The organism is Streptomyces sp. NPDC088810, assembly GCF_044750305.1.
Classification (GTDB): Bacteria; Actinomycetota; Actinomycetes; order Streptomycetales; family Streptomycetaceae; genus Streptomyces.
Genome location: NZ_JBIVJQ010000005.1, coordinates 81624 through 99914, shown reverse-complemented (window position 1 = coordinate 99914; position 18291 = coordinate 81624). Strand labels below are relative to the sequence as shown.

Sequence of the window (18291 nt, the reverse complement as noted above, 5' to 3'; positions counted from 1 at the left end):
CGTGCGTGATGCTGGGGACGGATCTGGCGGGCGTCGGGGCCGAAGTGCTCGCGGCGGCGCTCGGCACGGAGGAGTGGGTCCGGGTCCAGGAACGCTTCGCGCGATGGTTCGCCGACCAGCGGGCCACCTCCTACGCGCGGGACCTGCTCGACACCGGGAAGGCCGGCGCCGGTCCCCCGGAGCCGCTCCAGGCGGTCTGGGCCCCCCGGCTGCGCGCCACCCTCGTCCACGCGGCGGACAAGAACGCCGCGGCCCGGCAACTGCGCGAACTGATCCGCGCGCTGGCCCCCCTCACGGAGGAACACCCCGGGCCGGCTCCCGCCGGATACCTGGTCGAGGAACCCGCGCCCGGTCCTGTCCCGTACCTGCTGGAGCAAGCCGAGCCCGGTCCCGCCCCGGAGGCGGCCACGCACGCCATGCCGGCTCCTCGTCCGCAGGTGGGTGCACCGGTCGCCGGGGACCATGTCGATTTCCGGCAGGCGGACATCCACGGACCGGTCATCGGAGTGCAGATCCAGCACACCTACGGGGCCCGGCCACCGATCGGCCTCCCCGGCCCGGAGGAGTGGCCGGCGGCCACCGCACTGGAGCCGCTCGCGCACGGCGCGCGGCCCGCCCGCCGGATGAAGGGATGCCCGCCGCTGCCGCCCTACGTCACCCGGGACGCGGACGAAGCCCTGCTCGCCGCCCTGGCCTCCGCGGCGGCGGACGGCGGGCTCGTGGTGGTGCTCGGGGAACCGTTCGCGGGAAAGTCGCGCACGGCGCTCGCGATCCTGGCAGCCGCGCTGCCGACGGCCCGGGTGTACGCGCCGGACGCCGGGGCGGACCTGCGCGGCCTGCCCGACCTGCTGCGCGGCGCGGCGGAGCACCCCGTGCTGTGGCTCGACGACCTCGACAGTCACCTGGGCGATGGCGGACTGGAGCCGCGGCTGCTCGCGCGACTGGCCGGCCTGGGCACGGTCGTACTCGCCACCCTGCGCGAGGACGCCTACGAGGAGTACCGGCAGACCCCGCGCGGCCGGGTGCTGGACCTGGCGCAGCTCGTGGAGCTGCCCCGCGAATGGACGGACGCCGAGCGGGCCCGCGCCGCCGCGTCGAAGGACCCGCGGCTGACGGAAGCCGCCGGGCTCGCCGGGGCGGAAGGGCTCGCGGCCCACCTCGCCGTGGAGCCGCGGCTGTGGGCGGACTTCCGGCGCGCCGGGCGCAAGCACCCGCGGGGACAGGCGCTGGTGCGGGCGGCGGTCGATCTGGCGCGCTGCGGGCTGCGCGGACCGCTGCCGCAGGACCTGCTCGTGGAGGTGGCCGAGAGCTACGGGCCGTCGGACGGGGCGGAGACGGTCGAGGAGGCGCTGGAGTGGGCCGCCCGGGAGCGGTACGGGGTGCTGCCGCTGCTGCGGCGCGTGGGGCCGCGGGCCTGGGCGGCGGCGGGGCCGCTGGTGGGGGCCGCCCGGTACGACGAGGACTATCCGCCGGTGGACGGCGCGCTCTGGCAACGGGCGCTGGACGTCGCACGGACGGGCGAGGGGCACGACGCCGAGCTGGTGACCACGCTGGCGGGCGTCGCGTTCGAACGGGCCGTCAATGCCGGAGACAGGAAGGCGATGTACCGGCTGGGTCTGCTGGAGGAGTCCCAGGGGCACCGGCAGGAGGCCGAGAGCTGGTTCCTGCGGGCGGCCGAGGCCGGGGTGCCGGAGGCGGCGGGGCATGTGGGCCGGCTGCTCGCGGAGCGCGGGGAGGGCAGGGACGCGGAGCCGTTCCTGGAGCAGGCAGCCGAGGCCGGGGACGGCAGGGCGGCGACGCTGCTGGGGAGGCTGCTGCGCGACCGCGCGGCGAAGTGGCTGGAGGCGGGCGCGGCTCAGGAGGACCCGGAGGCCGCGCACCTGCTGGCCGATCTGCTGATGACCAGCAGCGGGGCCGACCGCCTGTGGGACCTGTACCACACGGCGTCCGCCGCCGGGCGGACCGAGGTGGCCCGGAGCATCGGCATGTGGCTCCTGGTGTGGAACCACCGGATCGCCGGCCAGGCCTGGCTGCGCCGCGCGGCGGACGCCGGGGACGAGGAGGCCGCCCACATGCTCGAGTACGCCGACCGGCCGTGGCCGTTGGAGGAGGCCCTGAGCTACTTCGCCCCCAGCGACATCTATCCCCTGGACCGTGCCCATTACGGGGCGGTGCTGGAGGCGGCGGGCCGCACGGACGAAGCGCGTGACCACTACCGCGAGGGCTATGAGCGGGGTGACTCCTACGCCGCCTACCGCCTGGCTGCCCTGCTGGAAAAGCAGGGCAGCCAGGACGAGGCGCGCACCTGGTACCGCAAGGCCGCCGGTCTGGGCCACCCCGCTGCCCTGAAGGCGCTCGGCGAGCCACCCGCCGGTCCGGATACCGTCAAGGAGTGACCAACGAGCCCGGCCCCCCGACCGCCCCCGCCCTCTTCACCTGGGAGTTCGCCGCCGATCCGTACCCCGCCTACGCCTGGCTGCGCGAGCACGCGCCGGTGCACCGGACGCGGTTGCCGAGCGGTGTCGAGGCGTGGCTGGTCACCCGGTACGCCGATGCCCGGCAGGCACTGGCCGACCAGCGGCTGAGCAAGAACCCGGCGCATCACGACGAGCCCGCGCACGCCAAGGGCAAGACCGGCATCCCGGGCGAGCGCAAGGCCGAGCTGATGACGCACCTGCTGAACATCGACCCGCCGGACCACACCCGGCTCAGAAGGCTCGTCAGCAAGGCGTTCACCCCCCGCCGGGTCGCCGAGTTCGCCCCCCGGGTGCAGGAGCTGACCGACCACCTCATCGACGGGTTCGCGAGCAGCGGATCGGCCGACCTCATCCACGAGTTCGCCTTCCCGCTGCCCATCTACGCCATCTGCGACCTGCTCGGCGTCCCGCGCGAGGACCAGGACGACTTCCGGGACTGGGCGGGCATGATGATCCGGCACGGCCAAGGCCCCCGGGGCGGGGTCGCGCGGTCGGTGAAGAAGATGCGCGGCTATCTCGGCGAGCTGATCCACAAGAAGCGGGAGGCGCTGCCCGCCGTGCCCGCGCCCGGCGAGGACCTGATCTCCGGCCTCATCCGCGCCTCCGACCACGGTGAGCACCTCACCGAGAACGAGGCCGCCGCCATGGCCTTCATCCTGCTGTTCGCCGGCTTCGAGACGACCGTCAACCTCATCGGCAACGGCACCTACGCCCTGCTCACCCACCCCGAGCAGCGCCGCCGGCTGCAGGAGTCCCTGGCCCGCCGGGAGACGGACCTGCTGGAGACCGGCGTGGAGGAACTCCTGCGCTACGACGGCCCGGTGGAGCTGGCCACCTGGCGGTTCGCCACCGAGCCGCTGACCATCGGCGGCCAGGACATCGCGCCGGGCGATCCGGTGCTCGTCGTCCTCGCCGCCGCCGACCGGGACCCGGAGCGGTTCGCCGACCCGGACGTGCTGGACCTCGCCCGCCGCGACAACCAGCACCTCGGGTACGGGCACGGCATCCACTACTGCCTGGGCGCGCCGCTCGCCCGCCTGGAGGGCCAGACCGCGCTCGCCACCCTGCTCACCCGGCTGCCGGACCTGCGGCTCGCCGCGGACCCGGCGGAGCTGCGCTGGCGCGGCGGGCTGATCATGCGCGGCCTGCGCACCCTGCCGGTGGAGTTCACGCCGGTGAGCGGGGGCGGCGGCGGTCAGTAGTCCAGTTCCGCGAACCACTCGCCCCGGCCGCCCGGCGTCAGGTCGAGCAGGTGCCAGACGGGGTTGAGGAGGTCGATGCCGCGCTGGTCGATGTCCTCGGCCATGCGGGGGCGGGCGGAGTAGAAGTGGCGGACCGTGCCGTCGGCGTCCCGGGTGAAGACGGAGACGGTGGAGTCCTGGACGCCGTCCTCGTCCTCGCTGCCCAGGTCGTACTTGAAGGTGCTGTCCCCGCAGCTCAGCAGGCGCAGCCGGGACCAGCCGCGGTTGCGGGCGTGCTGCCGCAGCGCGGGCGGGTCGGCGGCCGCGACGACGGCGAGGTCGGCGTTCCGGGCGAGGTGGTGGGCGATGCCGTTGTAGCCGTCGATCCACAGGGTGCACATCGGGCACGGGCTGGTCTGCCGTTTGCCGTACATGAAGTGGTAGACGATCAGCGGCCGGCCGGGGCCGGTGAACAGCCGGCTCAGGGTGACCTCGCGCACCGGGGTGTCGCCCGCGTCGAGGTCGGCGGGGCCTTCGAGGAAGACGTAGTCGTCGACCTCGGGGCCCTGGGGGAGCGCCCTCCGCTGGGCCGCGACCTTCTCGCGGTGACGCATGAGCTCGATCTCGGCGTGGCGGAGTTCCTCGCGGGCGGCGAGGTAGTCCGCGGACTCGCCGGGCAGTCGGGTGTGCCGGAACATCGTGGTCCTCCTGGCTGGGAAGCCCCCCGGGTCATGTCGGGTCCATGGTTCCGGTTGCCGTACTCGCCCGCGGTGCGACGGCGCCGTTCCCGACGGGTGACAGCGGGGGAGCGACGGGAATGGTGACGGACCCTCAGCCGGAAGATGACAACACCTCAACTCTGTGATCTTCACGTGATCTGCGCGGCATGAACTTGTGACAAGTGATCGTCTGCCGATACGTTCACCCATCAGCGCGGCGACCGGCTCGATCCGCCGCGCCGGCTCTGCTGTCGCTCGAAAGGCTCCTGCATGCTCTCCGGGAACGGTCGACACCGTCGCCCCCGCCAGGCCCCCGCCCTCCTCGTCGCGGCCGGAGTGACCGGCTCCGCCATCGCCATCCCGCTCCTCGGCGCGGCGAGCGCCAACGCGGCCGACGGCACCACGTGGGACAAGGTGGCCGAATGCGAGAGCGGCGGCTCCTGGAGCGCGGACACCGGCAACGGGTACTACGGCGGCCTGCAGATCTCGCAGGAGGACTGGAACGCCTACGGCGGCGGCCAGTACGCGGCCAGCCCCGACCAGGCCAGCCGCAACCAGCAGATCGCCGTCGCCGAGAAGATCCTCGCCGACAAGGGCACGACCCCGTGGGCCACCTGCGCCCTGCTGTCCGGACTGACCTCGGGCTCGGGCTCCGTGGACGTCGACACGGGCGTCGGCGGTTCCGGTGACACCGGCGGTTCGGGTGACTCGTCCGGATCGGCCGAGAAGCCCGATACTTCCGGCAACCCCGGTTCCTCCGGCAGCCCCGGTTCCTCCGGCGGCTCCGGCCCGGCCGGTCTGCCGGGTTCGTCGCCTTCCACCGGCGCCGGCTCCGACGCCGACTCGGACTCCGGTTCCCCGTCGGACACGACCACCACGCCGAGCGGAAAGCCGGAGAAGAACGCCGGTACGGAGACCGGCTCCACGGGGACCAACACCCCCAAGTCGGACAAGTCCGCTTCGCCGGGCACCGGAAGCGCACGGGAATCCGCCCCGACGGCCACCCCGAGCACCGGCGCCGGGGACAACCCCCAGCAGGCTGCAGGTTCTTGGAGCCTGGTCGACACCGGAGCCCTCAGTGGCGGACGCCACCGCGGGGCGAGCGCGAACGAAAACGTGACAAACGGTCAGGACGTCGCCTCTTCCGGACGGCACGCAGCACGCGAAACGGACACGTACACCGTCCGCGAGGGCGACTCCCTCGCCTCCATCGCCGACTCCCTTGAGGTGGACGGCGGGTGGCGCGCGCTCTACGCCGGCAACAAGAAGGCCATCGGCGCCGACCCGAACCACATCAGCGCCGGTCAGACCCTGGAAGTCGCGGGCGAAACCGGCGCGAAGTAGCCGGAGTTGACGCCCCACTTAACGCCCTAATGTCCGGTTTGGCGAAAGTGTGGGATGAGTCTCAGAAGCCCTGATCGTCTTTGAAATTCCGCGGATCGCGTGTCTACGGTCGAGACCGCTCGTCACCACGAGCCCCGGCAGTCGCAACGCCGAATCCTGCCAGCGGTTGCCCGGGAACAGTCGTCGCGTCAAGCGCCGTAGGCAGGAGCGGGGGACCCAAGGTAAGTGCCGGGCCCGGCAGTTGAATGCCGGAACCGGCTGGGGGTGAAGCCGCGCATCCCGCGACAGCGGGAGCGCGGCCGGGCAACTCAACCGGCCCGAACCCGACAGCTCACCTCGCAGGCGTCGGTGAGGGGATCGATCCATGCTGTTTACCGGCAAGGGCAAGCACCGCCGTCCGTCCAAGGCCGTCCGCGCCATCACGCTCGCCGGTGTCACCGGCGCCGTCGTCGCCGCCCCGCTGATGGCGGCCGGCAACGCCTCCGCCGCCACCTCCGCCGAGTGGGACAAGGTCGCCCAGTGCGAGTCCGGCGGCAACTGGTCCATCAACACCGGCAACGGCTACTACGGCGGTCTGCAGTTCTCCGCCTCCACCTGGGCCGCGTACGGCGGCACGCAGTACGCCGCCACCGCCGACAAGGCCAGCAAGGCGCAGCAGATCGCGGTCGCCGAGAAGGTCCTCGCCGCGCAGGGCAAGGGCGCCTGGCCGGTCTGCGGCACGGGCCTGTCCGGCACCCCGTACAACGGCTCCGCCCCGAGCACCTCCTCGAACTCGGGCAGCGGCACCACCACCACCCGCTCCACCGAGCAGCAGGCCGCCTCCCGCTCCGCCGAGCGTCCGGCCGCGAGCGCGAGCAAGGGTCAGAGCAAGACCGTCACCACGCCGACCGGCAAGAAGGTCAAGAAGGGCGACGGCGAGTACAAGGTCGTCACCGGCGACACGCTCAGCACCATCGCCCAGAAGCACCACGTGCAGGGCGGCTGGAAGAAGCTGTTCGAGCTGAACAAGGACATCGTCGAGGACGCCAACCTGATCTACCCGGGTCAGCAGCTGCACCTGAAGTGACACCCGGCTCCCAGCCGGATCGCGGGGCCCGCACGTCCGTGCGGGCCACCCTGAAGGCTCCCGTGCGGGCCACCCCCCGTCCCCACGGGCCCCCGTCCCGGTGCGTGTTCCCCCGTACGCACCGGGACGGGGTTTTTTCATGCCTGCCGTCAAGCCCTTTGTTTCACGCAGGAACAAAAGGTACGGTCGCCTTGTCCACGGGACGGTCGGTCGGTGGCCGACGCCCCCGGGACGGTTAGGCTCTAGGCGCAAGGCACACCAGCCCCGCACTTCCAGCGTCACATCCAAGAAGGAGATGCTCGTGCCGTCCATCGACGTCGTCGTAGCCCGGGAAATCCTGGACTCCCGAGGCAACCCCACGGTCGAGGTCGAGGTCGGCCTCGACGACGGCAGCACGGGTCGTGCCGCCGTTCCGTCCGGCGCCTCGACCGGCGCCTTCGAGGCCATCGAGCTCCGCGACGGTGACCCGAACCGTTACCAGGGCAAGGGTGTCGAGAAGGCCGTCCTCGCCGTCATCGAGCAGATCGGCCCGGAGCTGGTCGGCTACGACGCCACCGAGCAGCGCCTGATCGACCAGGCCATGTTCGACCTGGACGCCACCGACAACAAGGGCTCCCTCGGCGCCAACGCCATCCTCGGCGTCTCGCTCGCCGTCGCCCACGCCGCCTCCGAGGCCAGCGACCTCCCCCTCTTCCGCTACCTGGGCGGCCCGAACGCGCACCTGCTGCCGGTGCCGATGATGAACATCCTGAACGGCGGCTCGCACGCCGACTCCAACGTGGACATCCAGGAGTTCATGATCGCCCCGATCGGCGCGGAGTCCTTCTCCGAGGCCCTGCGCTGGGGCACCGAGGTCTACCACACCCTCAAGAAGGTCCTGAAGAGCAAGGGCCTGGCCACCGGCCTCGGTGACGAGGGCGGCTTCGCCCCGAACCTCGGCTCCAACCGTGAGGCCCTCGACCTCATCCTCGAGGCCATCCAGGAGGCCGGCTACACCCCCGGCGAGCAGATCGCCCTGGCGCTCGACGTCGCCGCGTCCGAGTTCTACAAGGACGGCTCCTACGTCTTCGAGGGCAAGACGCGCTCCGCCGCCGAGATGACCGACTACTACGCCGAGCTCGTCGAGGCGTACCCGCTCGTCTCCATCGAGGACCCGCTGTTCGAGGACGACTGGGCCGGCTGGAAGACCATCACCGAGAAGCTCGGCGACAAGGTCCAGCTGGTCGGCGACGACCTGTTCGTCACCAACCCCGAGCGCCTCGCCCGCGGCATCGAGGAGGGCGCCGCCAACGCCCTGCTGGTCAAGGTCAACCAGATCGGCTCGCTGACCGAGACCCTGGACGCCGTGGAGCTGGCCCAGCGCAACGGCTTCAAGTGCATGATGTCCCACCGCTCCGGCGAGACCGAGGACGTCACCATCGCCGACCTGGCCGTCGCCACCAACTGCGGCCAGATCAAGACCGGCGCCCCGGCCCGCTCCGAGCGCGTCGCCAAGTACAACCAGCTGCTGCGCATCGAGGAGATCCTCGACGACGCGGCGGTGTACGCCGGCCGTAGCGCCTTCCCGCGGTTCCGCTCCGCGAACCAGTAGGCACAGCGAGGGCTGAGCCTGCCCGGGCTAAGTCCTAGCCAGTCGTACGTACGTCCCCGTACCCGGTCCCGTACCGTGTCCGGGGACGTACGCACGTGTGAAAGGGGAGGCGGAGAGCCAGATGGCCGTGAAGGACCGGGACCGTTTCTCCACCGCGACCAGGCTGCGGCTGCTCGGCGAGCAGACGGCGGCCCGGGTCTACCGTTCCCAGACCAAGCGGCAGGCCCGCCGCTCCCGCCTCACCGGCCGCGCGGCACTGCTCGCGCTGGTGCTGTGCTCCCTGGTCGTCGCCCTCGCCTACCCGATGCGCCAGTACGTCTCCCAGCGGGCGGAGATCGCCGACCTCCAGCGGCAGCGGGAGCAGGCCCGCGAGCGCGTCGAGCAGCTGCGTGACCTGAAGGCGCGCTGGCAGGACGACGCCTACGCCGAGCAGCAGATCCGCCGCCGGCTGCACTACGTGAAGCCCGGGGAGACCGGGTACGTGGTCATCGACCCGGGCGCGGCCAGGCCGTCCCGCGCCGACCTCGGGGCCGCCCACCGGCCCTGGTACGCGAACGTCTGGGACGGCGTCGACAAGTCCGACGCCTCCGACCAGTGAGCCGGCGTCAGGCCGGTACGACCAGAAAGCCACTCTGAAAGCAGTCATGGAAACGCCTCCGCCGCCCACTCCGCGCACCGAGCCCACCGACGCGGACGTTGAGGCCTTCAAGCAGCAGCTGGGCCGCCCGCCGCGGGGCCTGCGGGCCATCGCGCACCGCTGCCCGTGCGGTCAGCCGGACGTCGTGGAGACGGCACCGCGCCTGCCCGACGGCACGCCCTTCCCGACGCTCTACTACCTGACGTGCCCGAAGGCGTCCTCCGCCATCGGCACGCTGGAGGCGAACGGCGTGATGAAGGAGATGACCGAGCGGCTGCAGACCGATCCCGAGCTGGCCGCCGCATACCGGGCCGCCCACGAGGACTACATCCGCCGCCGGGACGAGATCGAGGTCCTGCAGGGCTTCCCGAGCGCCGGCGGCATGCCGGACCGGGTCAAGTGCCTGCACGTGCTCGTCGCCCACTCGCTGGCCGCCGGGCCGGGCGTGAACCCGCTCGGCGACGAGGCCCTGGCGATGCTGCCGGAGTGGTGGAGCAAGGGCGCGTGCGTGACGCTCGACGGCAGTGAGGGGGACGAGAAGTGACCCGCGTCGCCGCCGTCGACTGCGGCACCAACTCCATCCGCCTGCTGGTCGCCGACGCCGACCCGGCGACGGGCGAACTGACCGAGCTGGACCGCCGGATGACGATCGTGCGGCTCGGCCAGGGCGTCGACCGCACCGGTCGGCTCGCGCCCGAGGCGCTGGAGCGCACCTTCGCGGCCTGCCGCGAGTACGCGGACGTCATCAAGGAGTACGGCGCCGAGCGCCTCCGCTTCGTCGCCACCTCCGCCTCCCGCGACGCCGAGAACCGGGACGACTTCGTACGGGGTGTGCTGGACATCCTCGGGGTCGAGCCCGAGGTCATCTCCGGCGACCAGGAGGCCGAGTTCTCCTTCACCGGCGCCACCAGGGAACTCACCGGCCGCACCGACCTGACCCGGCCCTACCTGGTCGTGGACATCGGCGGCGGCTCCACCGAGTTCGTCGTCGGCGACGACCACGTGCGCGCCGCCCGCTCGGTGGACGTCGGCTGCGTGCGGATGACCGAGCGGCACCTCGCGCACGGCGGCCAGGTGAGCGACCCGCCCACCGAGGCGCAGATCGCCGCGATGAGGGCCGACATCGAGGCCGCCCTGGACCTCGCCGAGCAGACGGTCCCGCTGCGCGAGGCGCACACCCTGGTGGGCCTGGCCGGGTCCGTCACCACGGTGTCCGCGATCGCCCAGGAGCTGCCCGCGTACGACTCCGCGCGCATCCACCACTCCCGGATCTCCAGGGACCGGGTGCGCGAGATCACCGAGTGGCTGCTGCGCTCCACGCACGCCGAGCGGGCCGCGGTCCCGTCCATGCACCCGGGCCGGGTCGACGTCATCGGCGCGGGCGCCCTCGTCCTGCTCGCGATCATGGAGCGGATCGGGGCCGAGGAGGTCGTGGTGAGCGAGCACGACATCCTCGACGGCATCGCGTGGTCGGTGGCGTAGCTCTCTTTTGTTACCCGCCGGTAGCCATCTGCTGAGCAGGTTGGATAACGTCTGAGCACGGTCGAGGGCCCCCTTGAGGGGCCCTCTGTCGCAGCCGGGCGGAAAAGTTCGTGAAGTTCTTCACAAGGAATTCCCGCCGACCGGTCCCCGGAACGGGGTCCATGGGCCCTTCCGGGGGGTCAAGAGCCGTTTGAACATGTTCAGATGAAGGGTGCGGGAGGGGCCCGGAAGGGGTTGTTCCGAGGGTGTCACGGCGCCCTCACGGCCACCCCGAAGAGCCGGAGAGGCAGCTCACGCGGCCTTGACAACGGGGCGAAGCGCCCCGCGGTTCCCCGCCGCTCGCATGACCTGCGTCACGCGGGTCGCGGAGTTTAACACAGGCCCTGTCGGAGCTTGTGAAGGGGCGCACGAGCGACCCCCCGATGGCGGGTGGATACTCGATGGCATGAGCACCACGGAGCGTCCCAGGATCCTCGTAGTAGGCGGTGGGTACGTAGGCCTGTACGCAGCTCGGCGCATCCTCAAGAAGATGCGCTACGGCGAGGCGACCGTCACGGTCGTCGACCCCCGGTCGTACATGACCTACCAGCCCTTCCTCCCCGAAGCCGCCGCCGGCAGCATCTCCCCTCGCCACGTCGTCGTCCCGCTGCGACGCGTGCTGCCGAAGGCGGAGGTCCTCACCGGCCGGGTCACCACCATCGACCAGGACCGCAAGGTCGCCACGATCGCCCCCCTGGTGGGCGAGGCGTACGAGCTGCCCTTCGACTACCTGGTCATCGCGATGGGCGCGGTCTCCCGCACCTTCCCGATCCCCGGCCTCGCCGAGCAGGGCATCGGCATGAAGGGCATCGAGGAGTCCATCGGCCTGCGCAACCACGTCCTGGAGCAGCTGGACAAGGCCGACTCCACGAACGACGAGGAGATCCGCCGCAAGGCGCTCACCTTCGTCTTCATCGGCGGTGGCTTCGCGGGTGCGGAGACCATCGGCGAGGTCGAGGACATGGCCCGGGACGCCGCCAAGTACTACAAGAACGTGTCCCGCGAGGACATGCGTTTCATCCTCGTCGACGCCGCCGACAAGATCCTCCCCGAGGTCGGCCCCAAGCTCGGCCAGTACGGCAAGGAGCACCTGGAGAGCCGGGGCGTGGAGATCTACCTCTCCACCTCGATGGACTCCTGCGTCGACGGCCACGTCGTACTCAAGAACGGCCTCGAGGTCGACGCCAACACCATCGTGTGGACCGCCGGCGTCAAGCCGAACCCGGCCCTCGCCCGCTTCGGCCTGCCCCTCGGCCCGCGCGGCCACGTCGACTGCGAGCCCACGCTCCAGGTCAAGGGCACGGACTACATCTGGGCCGCCGGCGACAACGCCCAGGTCCCGGACGTCGCCGCCCGCAAGGCCGGCGTCGAGAACGCCTGGTGCCCGCCGAACGCCCAGCACGCGCTGCGCCAGGCCAGGGTCCTCGGCGACAACGTGGTCTCCGGCATGCGGGGCTTCCCGCAGAAGGAGTACGAGCACGCCAACAAGGGTGCGGTCGCCGGTCTCGGCCTGCACAAGGGCGTGGCGATGATCGTCATGGGCAAGATGAAGATCAAGCTCAAGGGCCGCCTCGCCTGGTACATGCACCGTGGCTACCACGGCATGGCGATGCCGACCTGGAACCGCAAGATCCGCGTCTTCGCCGACTGGACCCTCGGCATGTTCCTCAAGCGCGAGGTCGTCTCCCTGGGCGCCATGGAGAACCCCCGCGAGGAGTTCTACGAGGCCGCCAAGCCCGCGCCGGTCGCCGCCGCGAGCAAGTCCGAGGAGAAGGCCAAGGCCTCCTGACCTTACGGTCACCCAGCACAGCCCGAAGGGGGCCGCCTGCCATCCGTGGTGCGGGCGGCCCCTTCGGCGTGTCCGGTCCCGGTCACAGGGCCTGGGCGGGCTCGTCGGCCGTGGCGGGGGCGGCGGCCGCGGTGGTGCGGTCGTCCGCTGTGCGGACGCTGTCCAGGAGCTGCTTCCAGTCCCGGTCGACGGCCTTCTGCTGCTTGCCGGGGCCCACCGTCACCACCTGGATCGTGTGGTCGCCCAGGTTGACGAACGAGGTGTGACCCACGGTGCCGTCGGCACCCTTGAGGTCCGCCACGAGGACCTGGTCACCGGCGGGTGTGGTCCTCTCCGTGACCTTGGTGCTGCGCAGTGGGGAGTCGGTCTCGGAGTTGTAGCCCTTCAGGAACGCCTTGAGACCCTCCTGGAGGTCCAGCGGCTGGGCGCTCGCCGCACCGGGCTGGTCGTAGACGAAGAAGCCGATGACCCCGTGGTCGGTCGTCAGCAGGTAGGAGCGCGAGCCGCCGTCGGGCGACCGGTCCTCGTCGAACTGGGGGTGCCCGGGCATCTGGACCGAGACGCCGCTGGGCCTGTCGGTGGTCGGCGTCCACCGGGCGCCGGCATCGTCGGCCGTGGCCGGTGCGTCCACCGCGGCGACGGTGGCCGTCGGCGTGGCCGCCGGGGCGGCGAAGGCGCTGGTGGGCAGGAGTACGCCTGCGCCGATCACCGTGGTGGACGCGGCGGTCAGGGCCAGGCGGTGGAGGGCGGTACGACGGGTCATGGTGCTTCACTCCGGATCAGTGGTGGGGGAAAAGTGGATGTCTCCATTGCGGCCCGGCTCCCCGGCCGCCGTCATGCCCCGGCTTCCCGTGACACGCGGGCTCGGGACTTGACCGACGGCGCTCTCTCGCGCACACTTCCGCGCCCCGCACGCCGGGGAGCCGACACCCGACGGGAGCTTGCACCCGAGGGAACACCAAGTACGCCGTGTCCGGCCCGGGTGCCACGGGAATGGCCTTCTCGTACGCGATTGTTGGCCCCGGAGACCGGACGAAGACGGATCGAGTGGCCGTTCTTTCACGGAGGTGTGCGCCATGGCCGACGCCGCGTCGCGGCTGAGGAGTCTTGCCGAGCAGATGCTGGGAGCCCCGCTCCCGCTGCGCCTGAAAGCCTGGGACGGGTCGCAGGCCGGCCCGCCCGACGCGCCGGCGCTCGTCGTGCGCAACCGCCGCGGCCTGCGCCGCATGCTGTTCAAACCGGGCGAACTGGGCCTGGCCCGCGCCTGGGTCTCCGGCGACCTGGAGATCGAGGGCGACCTGTACGCCGCGCTCGACGTGATGTCGGGCCTGGTCTGGGAGCGCGGGGAGGACGCCCGCACCCTCGTCGAGGCCGTGCGCGACCCCGGCGTCCGGGCCGCCGCCCGCGAGCTGCTGAAACTGGCCGGCCCGCCGATCCCGCCCGCCCCGCCGCGCGAGGAGATCCGCAGACCCCGCCGGCGCCTGCACACCCGCCGCACCGACAAACGGGCCATCAGCCACCACTACGACGTCGGCAACGACTTCTACGAGATCGTCCTCGGCCCCTCCATGGTGTACTCCTGCGCCTACTGGGAGGAGGCCGGCACCCTGGAGACCGCCCAGCGCGACAAGCTCGAACTGATCTGCGCCAAGCTGGGCCTGAAGGAGGGTCAGCGGCTGCTGGACGTCGGCTGCGGCTGGGGCTCCATGGCCATCCACGCGGCCCGCGAGTACGGCGTGGGCGTCGTCGGCGTCACGCTGTCCCAGGAGCAGGCGGCGTACGCCCGCAAGCGCGTCGCCGACGAGGGGCTGACCGACCGGGTGGAGATCAGGGTCCAGGACTACCGGGACGTCGCGGACGGCCCCTTCGACGCGATCTCCTCCATCGGCATGGCCGAACACGTCGGCGCCGAGAAGTACCTGGAGTACGCCCGTCAGCTGTACGACCTGCTCAAGCCCGGCGGCCGGCTGCTCAACCACCAGATCGGCCGCCGTCCGCAGCGGGACGAGTCGGCCTACGAGGTGGACGAGTTCATCGACTCCTACGTCTTCCCCGACGGCGAACTCGCCCCCGTCGGCACCACCGTCACCCAGTTGGAGCGGGCCGGCTTCGAGGTCCGGGACGTGGAGTCCATCCGCGAGCACTACGCCCTCACCCTGCGCCGCTGGGTCGCCAACCTGGAGGCCGACTGGGACCGCGCGGTCCGGCTCACCAGCCCCGGCCGCGCCCGGGTCTGGCGGCTGTACATGGCCGCCTGCGCGCTCGCCTTCGAACACAACCGCATCGGCGTCAACCAGGTCCTGGCGATCCGCACGCCCGAGTCCGGCACCTCAGGACTGCCCCTGCGGCCCCGCACCTGGCACGGCTGACCGCGGTACGGCACAGCTGAGGGGGCCCCGTCCCGCGGGGCCCCCTTCGCCGTCGTACGGCCGCCTACTCGGCCTTGATGGCCGCCAGCATGTTCAGCCGGGCCGCCCGGCGGGCCGGCCACAGGGCGGCCAGGACGCCCACCGTGCCCGCCAGCAGCAGGAACACCGCCATCCGGCCCCACGGCAGCACCAGCTCGTACGTCGCCATCTTCGTGCCCAGCAGCTCACCGGCCGCCCAGCCGAAGAACACGCCCAGGCCGATGCCCAGCACCCCGCCGAACAGGGAGATCACCAGGGACTCCAGGCGGACCATCCGCTTGATCGCCCTGCGGTCCAGGCCGATCGCGCGGAGCATGCCGATCTCCTGGGCGCGCTCGAAGACGGACATCGCCAGCGTGTTGACGACGCCGAGCACCGCGACGATCACCGCCATGCCGAGCAGGCCGTAGACCATGTTCAGCACCTGCGTGAACATCTTCCCGATCTCATGGGAGATGTCCTGCTTGTCCTGCACCTTGATCGCCGGGTTGAAGCCGAGGACCTTCTCCAGCCCGTCCTTGGTCCCGTCGGAGGCACCGCCGGCGGTCTTGACCATGACCTGCATGTCGGCCGGGTCGGTCAGGTGCGGGGTGAGGACCTTGTTGTCGAGGATGATCCCGTTCAGCATGTCGTTGCCCTCGTAGACCCCCGCGACCGTCAGCCGCTGCGCCTTGCCGTCCTCGAAGTGCGCGGTGAAGCGCGAACCGGCCTTCCAGCCGAACGACTTGGCCCGGTCCTCGTCCACGACGACCCGCGTGCCGCCCACGGTGAAGGAGCCGTCGGTCACCTTCAGGTCCGTCAGCTTGCCGATCGCCGCGCCGTCGACGCCGGTCAGGAACTCCGTCTCGCCGTCGATGCGGGACTCGCCGTTGCGCAGCGGGCTGCTCTCGGTGACCCCGTCGGCGCCGGCGAGCTTCTTCTCCACCTCGGGGGAGAGCGGGCCGCGGTTGGCCATCGAGACGACGTAGTCGGCGCGGATCGCCGAGGAGGCCATCTTGTCGATGGACTTCTGCAGGCTGCCCGCCATCACCGTCATGCCGGTGATCAGGGTCAGGCCGATCATCAGCGCGGACGCGGTGGCCGCGGTACGGCGCGGGTTGCGCACCGAGTTCTGGCGGGCCAGCTTGCCCGACACCCCGAAGGCGCGCAGCACCGGCGCGGCGGCGGCGATCAGCGGGCGGGACAGCAGCGGGGTCAGGACGAACACGCCGATGATCAGCAGGACCGCGCCGACGCCCATCGCGCCCTGGCCGGTGTCGGCGTCCATCCTCGTGCCCGCGAGGACCACCGCGATGCCGGCCGCCGCGAACAGCGAGCCCAGCGTGTTGCGCAGCACCAGCGACTTGGTGGTGGCCTTGGCGTGCACGCTGCTCATGGCCGCCACCGGCGGGATCTTCGCGGCCCGCCGGCCGGGCAGCCAGGCGGCCAGCATGGTGACGAGGATGCCGACGGCCAGGGCGGCGGCCACCGTGCCGGGGGTGATCACCAGCGGCCCGTCGGGCACGCTCCCGCCGAAGGAGTCCAGCAGGGAGCGCAGGCCCGCGCCGATGCCGACACCGGCGGCCAGACCGGCCACACCGGCGACCGCGCCGACCGCGAACGCCTCGATGAGCACCGAGCGGGTGACCTGGCGGCGGGAGGCGCCGACCGCCCGCATCAGGGCCAGCTCGCGGGTGCGCTGGGCGACCAGCATGGTGAAGGTGTTGGCGATGATGAACGTGCCGACGAACAGGGCGATACCGGCGAACACCAGCAGCATCTGCTTCAGGCTGCTCATGGACGAGGAAATCATCTGCGCCTGGTCGTCGGCGAGCTGCTTGCCGGTGGTGGTCTCCACGAGCCTGGCCGGCAGCGCCTTGTCCAGCGCGGCCTTGAGCGCCGTCTGGCTGGTGCCGGGCGCGGCCTGCACGTCGATCTCGTCGTACGTGCCCTTCTTGCCGAACAGGGCCTGCGCGGTCGGGGTGTCGAACAGGGTGAGGCTGCCGCCCGCGGCCACGTTGCCGTCGTCGGTGGTGAAGATGCCGCTGACGGTCGGGGTGAGGACGGGACCGTCGACGGAGAGGCGGACGGTGTCGCCGACCCGGTAGCCGGCCCGCTTCGCGGTCGCGGAGTCGATCAGCACCTGGTCCTTGCCGCGCGGGGCATGGCCGCTGACCAGCGGGTAGCGGGGGTCCTTCGGGCCCCAGTAGTTGCCGCCGGCGGACTGCCAGTCGCCGCCGACGAGCTTGCCGTGCTTGTCGGCGACGGCGGTGAAGCCGGTGACGACACCGGTGGCGGAGGCGGCCCCGGGAACCCCGGCGGCCTTCTTCAGCAGGGCCTGGGTCAGCTCGGGGTCCTTGCCGACCTTGTCGCCCTTGGAGTCCTGGTACTCGGGCTGTACGGCGACGTCGACCCGGTCGAAGCCCTTGGCGGAGCTCTTCTGGTAGGCGTCGGAGATGGTGTTGGTGAAGACGAGCGTCCCGGAGACGAAGGCGACGCCGAGCATGACGGCGAGCACGGTCATCAGCAGCCGGGCCTTGTGCGCGAGGACGTTGCGCAGGGCGGTGCGGAACATCAGCTGGTACGGCCCTTCGCGTCGAACTGCTTCATGGTGTCGAGGACGGAGTCGGCCGTCGGACCGTACATCTCGTCGACGATCCCCCCGTCGGCCAGGAAGATCACACGGTCCGCGTAGGCGGCGGCCACCGGGTCGTGCGTGACCATGACGACGGTCTGGCCCAGCTCGCGCACGGAGTTGCGCAGGAAGCCGAGGACCTCGGCGCCGGAGCGCGAGTCCAGGTTTCCGGTCGGCTCGTCACCGAAGATGATCTCGGGCCGGGAGGCGAGGGCCCGGGCCACGGCGACGCGCTGCTGCTGGCCGCCGGACAACTGTGCGGGGCGGTGGCCGAGCCGCCCGGACAGCCCCACCATGTCGATGACCCGGTCCAGCCACGCCTTGTCCGGCTTCCGGCCGGCGATGTCCATCGGGAGGGTGATGTTCTCCAGGGCGGTCAGCGTCGGCAGCAGGTTGAACGCCTGGAAGATGAAGCCGATCTTGTCCCGGCGCAACTTGGTGAGCTGCTTGTCCTTCAGGGAGCCCAGCTCGGTGTCACCGATCCGGACGGACCCGGAGGAGAAGGTGTCCAGTCCGGCCACGCAGTGCATCAGCGTGGACTTCCCGGAGCCGGACGGACCCATGATCGCGGTGAACTCGGCCGCCCGGAAGTCGACCGAGACCCGGTCCAGGGCGACCACCCGGGTCTCACCCTGCCCGTAGATCTTCGACAGCTCCGTGGCGCGTGCGGCCACGGCGGTGGTCCGGCCGGCGGTGGGTGTGGTGGTCACGGGAGGGTGCTCCTGTCGGGATGACGTGTGTTCCTGAGGACCGCTCCATCGTCTCGGCGCGAAACGCGTAGGGAGTCAGTCGCTGTTCCGGTTCCGGGGGGCGACTCGGGTCGGACGGGGCGGCTCGGTGTCATACCTGGGGAGGACGGGCGACCCTGACTCCCGTCGTGCACGGAGGCCTTGCAGAGAACAGGTGGACCGCCCTCGTTCGGACGGTGAAATTCCGTCATTTCA

At 71.6% G+C, this 18291-nt stretch carries 14 protein-coding genes and 1 riboswitch; of the genes, 10 read left to right on the top strand and 4 right to left on the bottom strand.

Annotation, left to right across the window (positions count from 1 at the left end; genetic code table 11):
* The first annotated feature begins 8 nt into the window (after nucleotides 1-8).
* Nucleotides 9-2396 (top strand): hypothetical protein, encoded by a 2388-nt coding sequence (locus ACIP4Y_RS18230; RefSeq protein ID WP_401394172.1) that lies wholly within the window; start codon nucleotides 9-11, stop codon nucleotides 2394-2396.
* On the top strand, nucleotides 2393-3679 hold the full coding sequence (locus ACIP4Y_RS18225) for a cytochrome P450 (protein WP_401394169.1): 1287 nt from the start codon (nucleotides 2393-2395) through the stop codon (nucleotides 3677-3679). Before ACIP4Y_RS18230 ends, ACIP4Y_RS18225 begins: the two co-directional genes overlap by 4 nt.
* On the opposite strand, the gene ACIP4Y_RS18220 is transcribed toward ACIP4Y_RS18225, so the two are convergent.
* Complete coding sequence (locus ACIP4Y_RS18220) at nucleotides 3673-4356, bottom strand: DUF899 family protein (RefSeq protein ID WP_401394166.1); 684 nt, start codon at nucleotides 4354-4356, stop codon at nucleotides 3673-3675. The genes ACIP4Y_RS18225 and ACIP4Y_RS18220 overlap by 7 nt on opposite strands.
* 291 nt (nucleotides 4357-4647) lie before the next feature.
* On the opposite strand from ACIP4Y_RS18220, the gene ACIP4Y_RS18215 reads away from it, so the two are divergent.
* The 7 genes from ACIP4Y_RS18215 to ACIP4Y_RS18185 all read left to right on the top strand — a co-directional run bounded on the left by ACIP4Y_RS18215 (nucleotide 4648) and on the right by ACIP4Y_RS18185 (nucleotide 12325).
* Nucleotides 4648-5721: a transglycosylase family protein gene (locus ACIP4Y_RS18215; protein ID WP_401394163.1), complete on the top strand. Its 1074-nt coding sequence runs from the start codon at nucleotides 4648-4650 to the stop codon at nucleotides 5719-5721.
* A 183-nt stretch (nucleotides 5722-5904) separates the two neighbouring features.
* Nucleotides 5905-6081, top strand: a riboswitch (cyclic di-AMP (ydaO/yuaA leader).
* A 4-nt stretch (nucleotides 6082-6085) separates the two neighbouring features.
* Nucleotides 6086-6787, top strand: coding sequence for a transglycosylase family protein (locus ACIP4Y_RS18210; RefSeq protein WP_401394161.1), 702 nt, complete (start codon nucleotides 6086-6088; stop codon nucleotides 6785-6787).
* A gap of 301 nt (nucleotides 6788-7088) precedes the next feature.
* Nucleotides 7089-8378 carry a phosphopyruvate hydratase gene (eno, locus tag ACIP4Y_RS18205; protein WP_358640602.1) on the top strand — a complete coding sequence of 430 codons (1290 nt, stop codon included), beginning with the start codon at nucleotides 7089-7091 and terminating at the stop codon, nucleotides 8376-8378.
* A gap of 121 nt (nucleotides 8379-8499) precedes the next feature.
* Nucleotides 8500-8976, top strand: a complete 477-nt coding sequence (locus ACIP4Y_RS18200) for a septum formation initiator family protein (protein ID WP_358640599.1) — start codon at nucleotides 8500-8502, stop codon at nucleotides 8974-8976.
* A 46-nt stretch (nucleotides 8977-9022) separates the two neighbouring features.
* Nucleotides 9023-9559, top strand: coding sequence for a DUF501 domain-containing protein (locus tag ACIP4Y_RS18195; protein WP_358640597.1), 537 nt, complete (start codon nucleotides 9023-9025; stop codon nucleotides 9557-9559).
* Nucleotides 9556-10497, top strand: coding sequence for a Ppx/GppA phosphatase family protein (locus ACIP4Y_RS18190; protein WP_358640595.1), 942 nt, complete (start codon nucleotides 9556-9558; stop codon nucleotides 10495-10497). The genes ACIP4Y_RS18195 and ACIP4Y_RS18190 overlap by 4 nt, the downstream gene beginning before the upstream one ends.
* Before the next feature lie 445 nt (nucleotides 10498-10942).
* Nucleotides 10943-12325: an NAD(P)/FAD-dependent oxidoreductase gene (locus ACIP4Y_RS18185; protein WP_401394155.1), complete on the top strand. Its 1383-nt coding sequence runs from the start codon at nucleotides 10943-10945 to the stop codon at nucleotides 12323-12325.
* 82 nt (nucleotides 12326-12407) lie between these two features.
* On the opposite strand, the gene ACIP4Y_RS18180 is transcribed toward ACIP4Y_RS18185, so the two are convergent.
* Nucleotides 12408-13088 (bottom strand): hypothetical protein, encoded by a 681-nt coding sequence (locus ACIP4Y_RS18180; protein WP_401394152.1) that lies wholly within the window; start codon nucleotides 13086-13088, stop codon nucleotides 12408-12410.
* A 313-nt stretch (nucleotides 13089-13401) separates the two neighbouring features.
* Here ACIP4Y_RS18180 and ACIP4Y_RS18175 point away from each other — a divergent pair, with 313 nt between their 5' ends.
* Entirely contained in the window at nucleotides 13402-14694 is a 1293-nt protein-coding gene (locus tag ACIP4Y_RS18175; protein WP_401394149.1) for a class I SAM-dependent methyltransferase, read from the top strand.
* Nucleotides 14695-14758: 64 nt separating this feature from the next.
* On the opposite strand, the gene ACIP4Y_RS18170 is transcribed toward ACIP4Y_RS18175, so the two are convergent.
* Both ACIP4Y_RS18170 and ACIP4Y_RS18165 read right to left on the bottom strand, forming a co-directional pair.
* A complete protein-coding gene (locus ACIP4Y_RS18170) occupies nucleotides 14759-17287 on the bottom strand; it encodes an ABC transporter permease (RefSeq protein WP_401394146.1) in 2529 nt (842 codons plus the stop codon).
* On the bottom strand, nucleotides 17287-18057 hold the full coding sequence (locus tag ACIP4Y_RS18165; protein ID WP_358640586.1) for an ABC transporter ATP-binding protein: 771 nt from the start codon (nucleotides 18055-18057) through the stop codon (nucleotides 17287-17289). The genes ACIP4Y_RS18170 and ACIP4Y_RS18165 overlap by 1 nt, the downstream gene beginning before the upstream one ends.
* Between the last annotated feature and the right edge of the window lie 234 nt (nucleotides 18058-18291).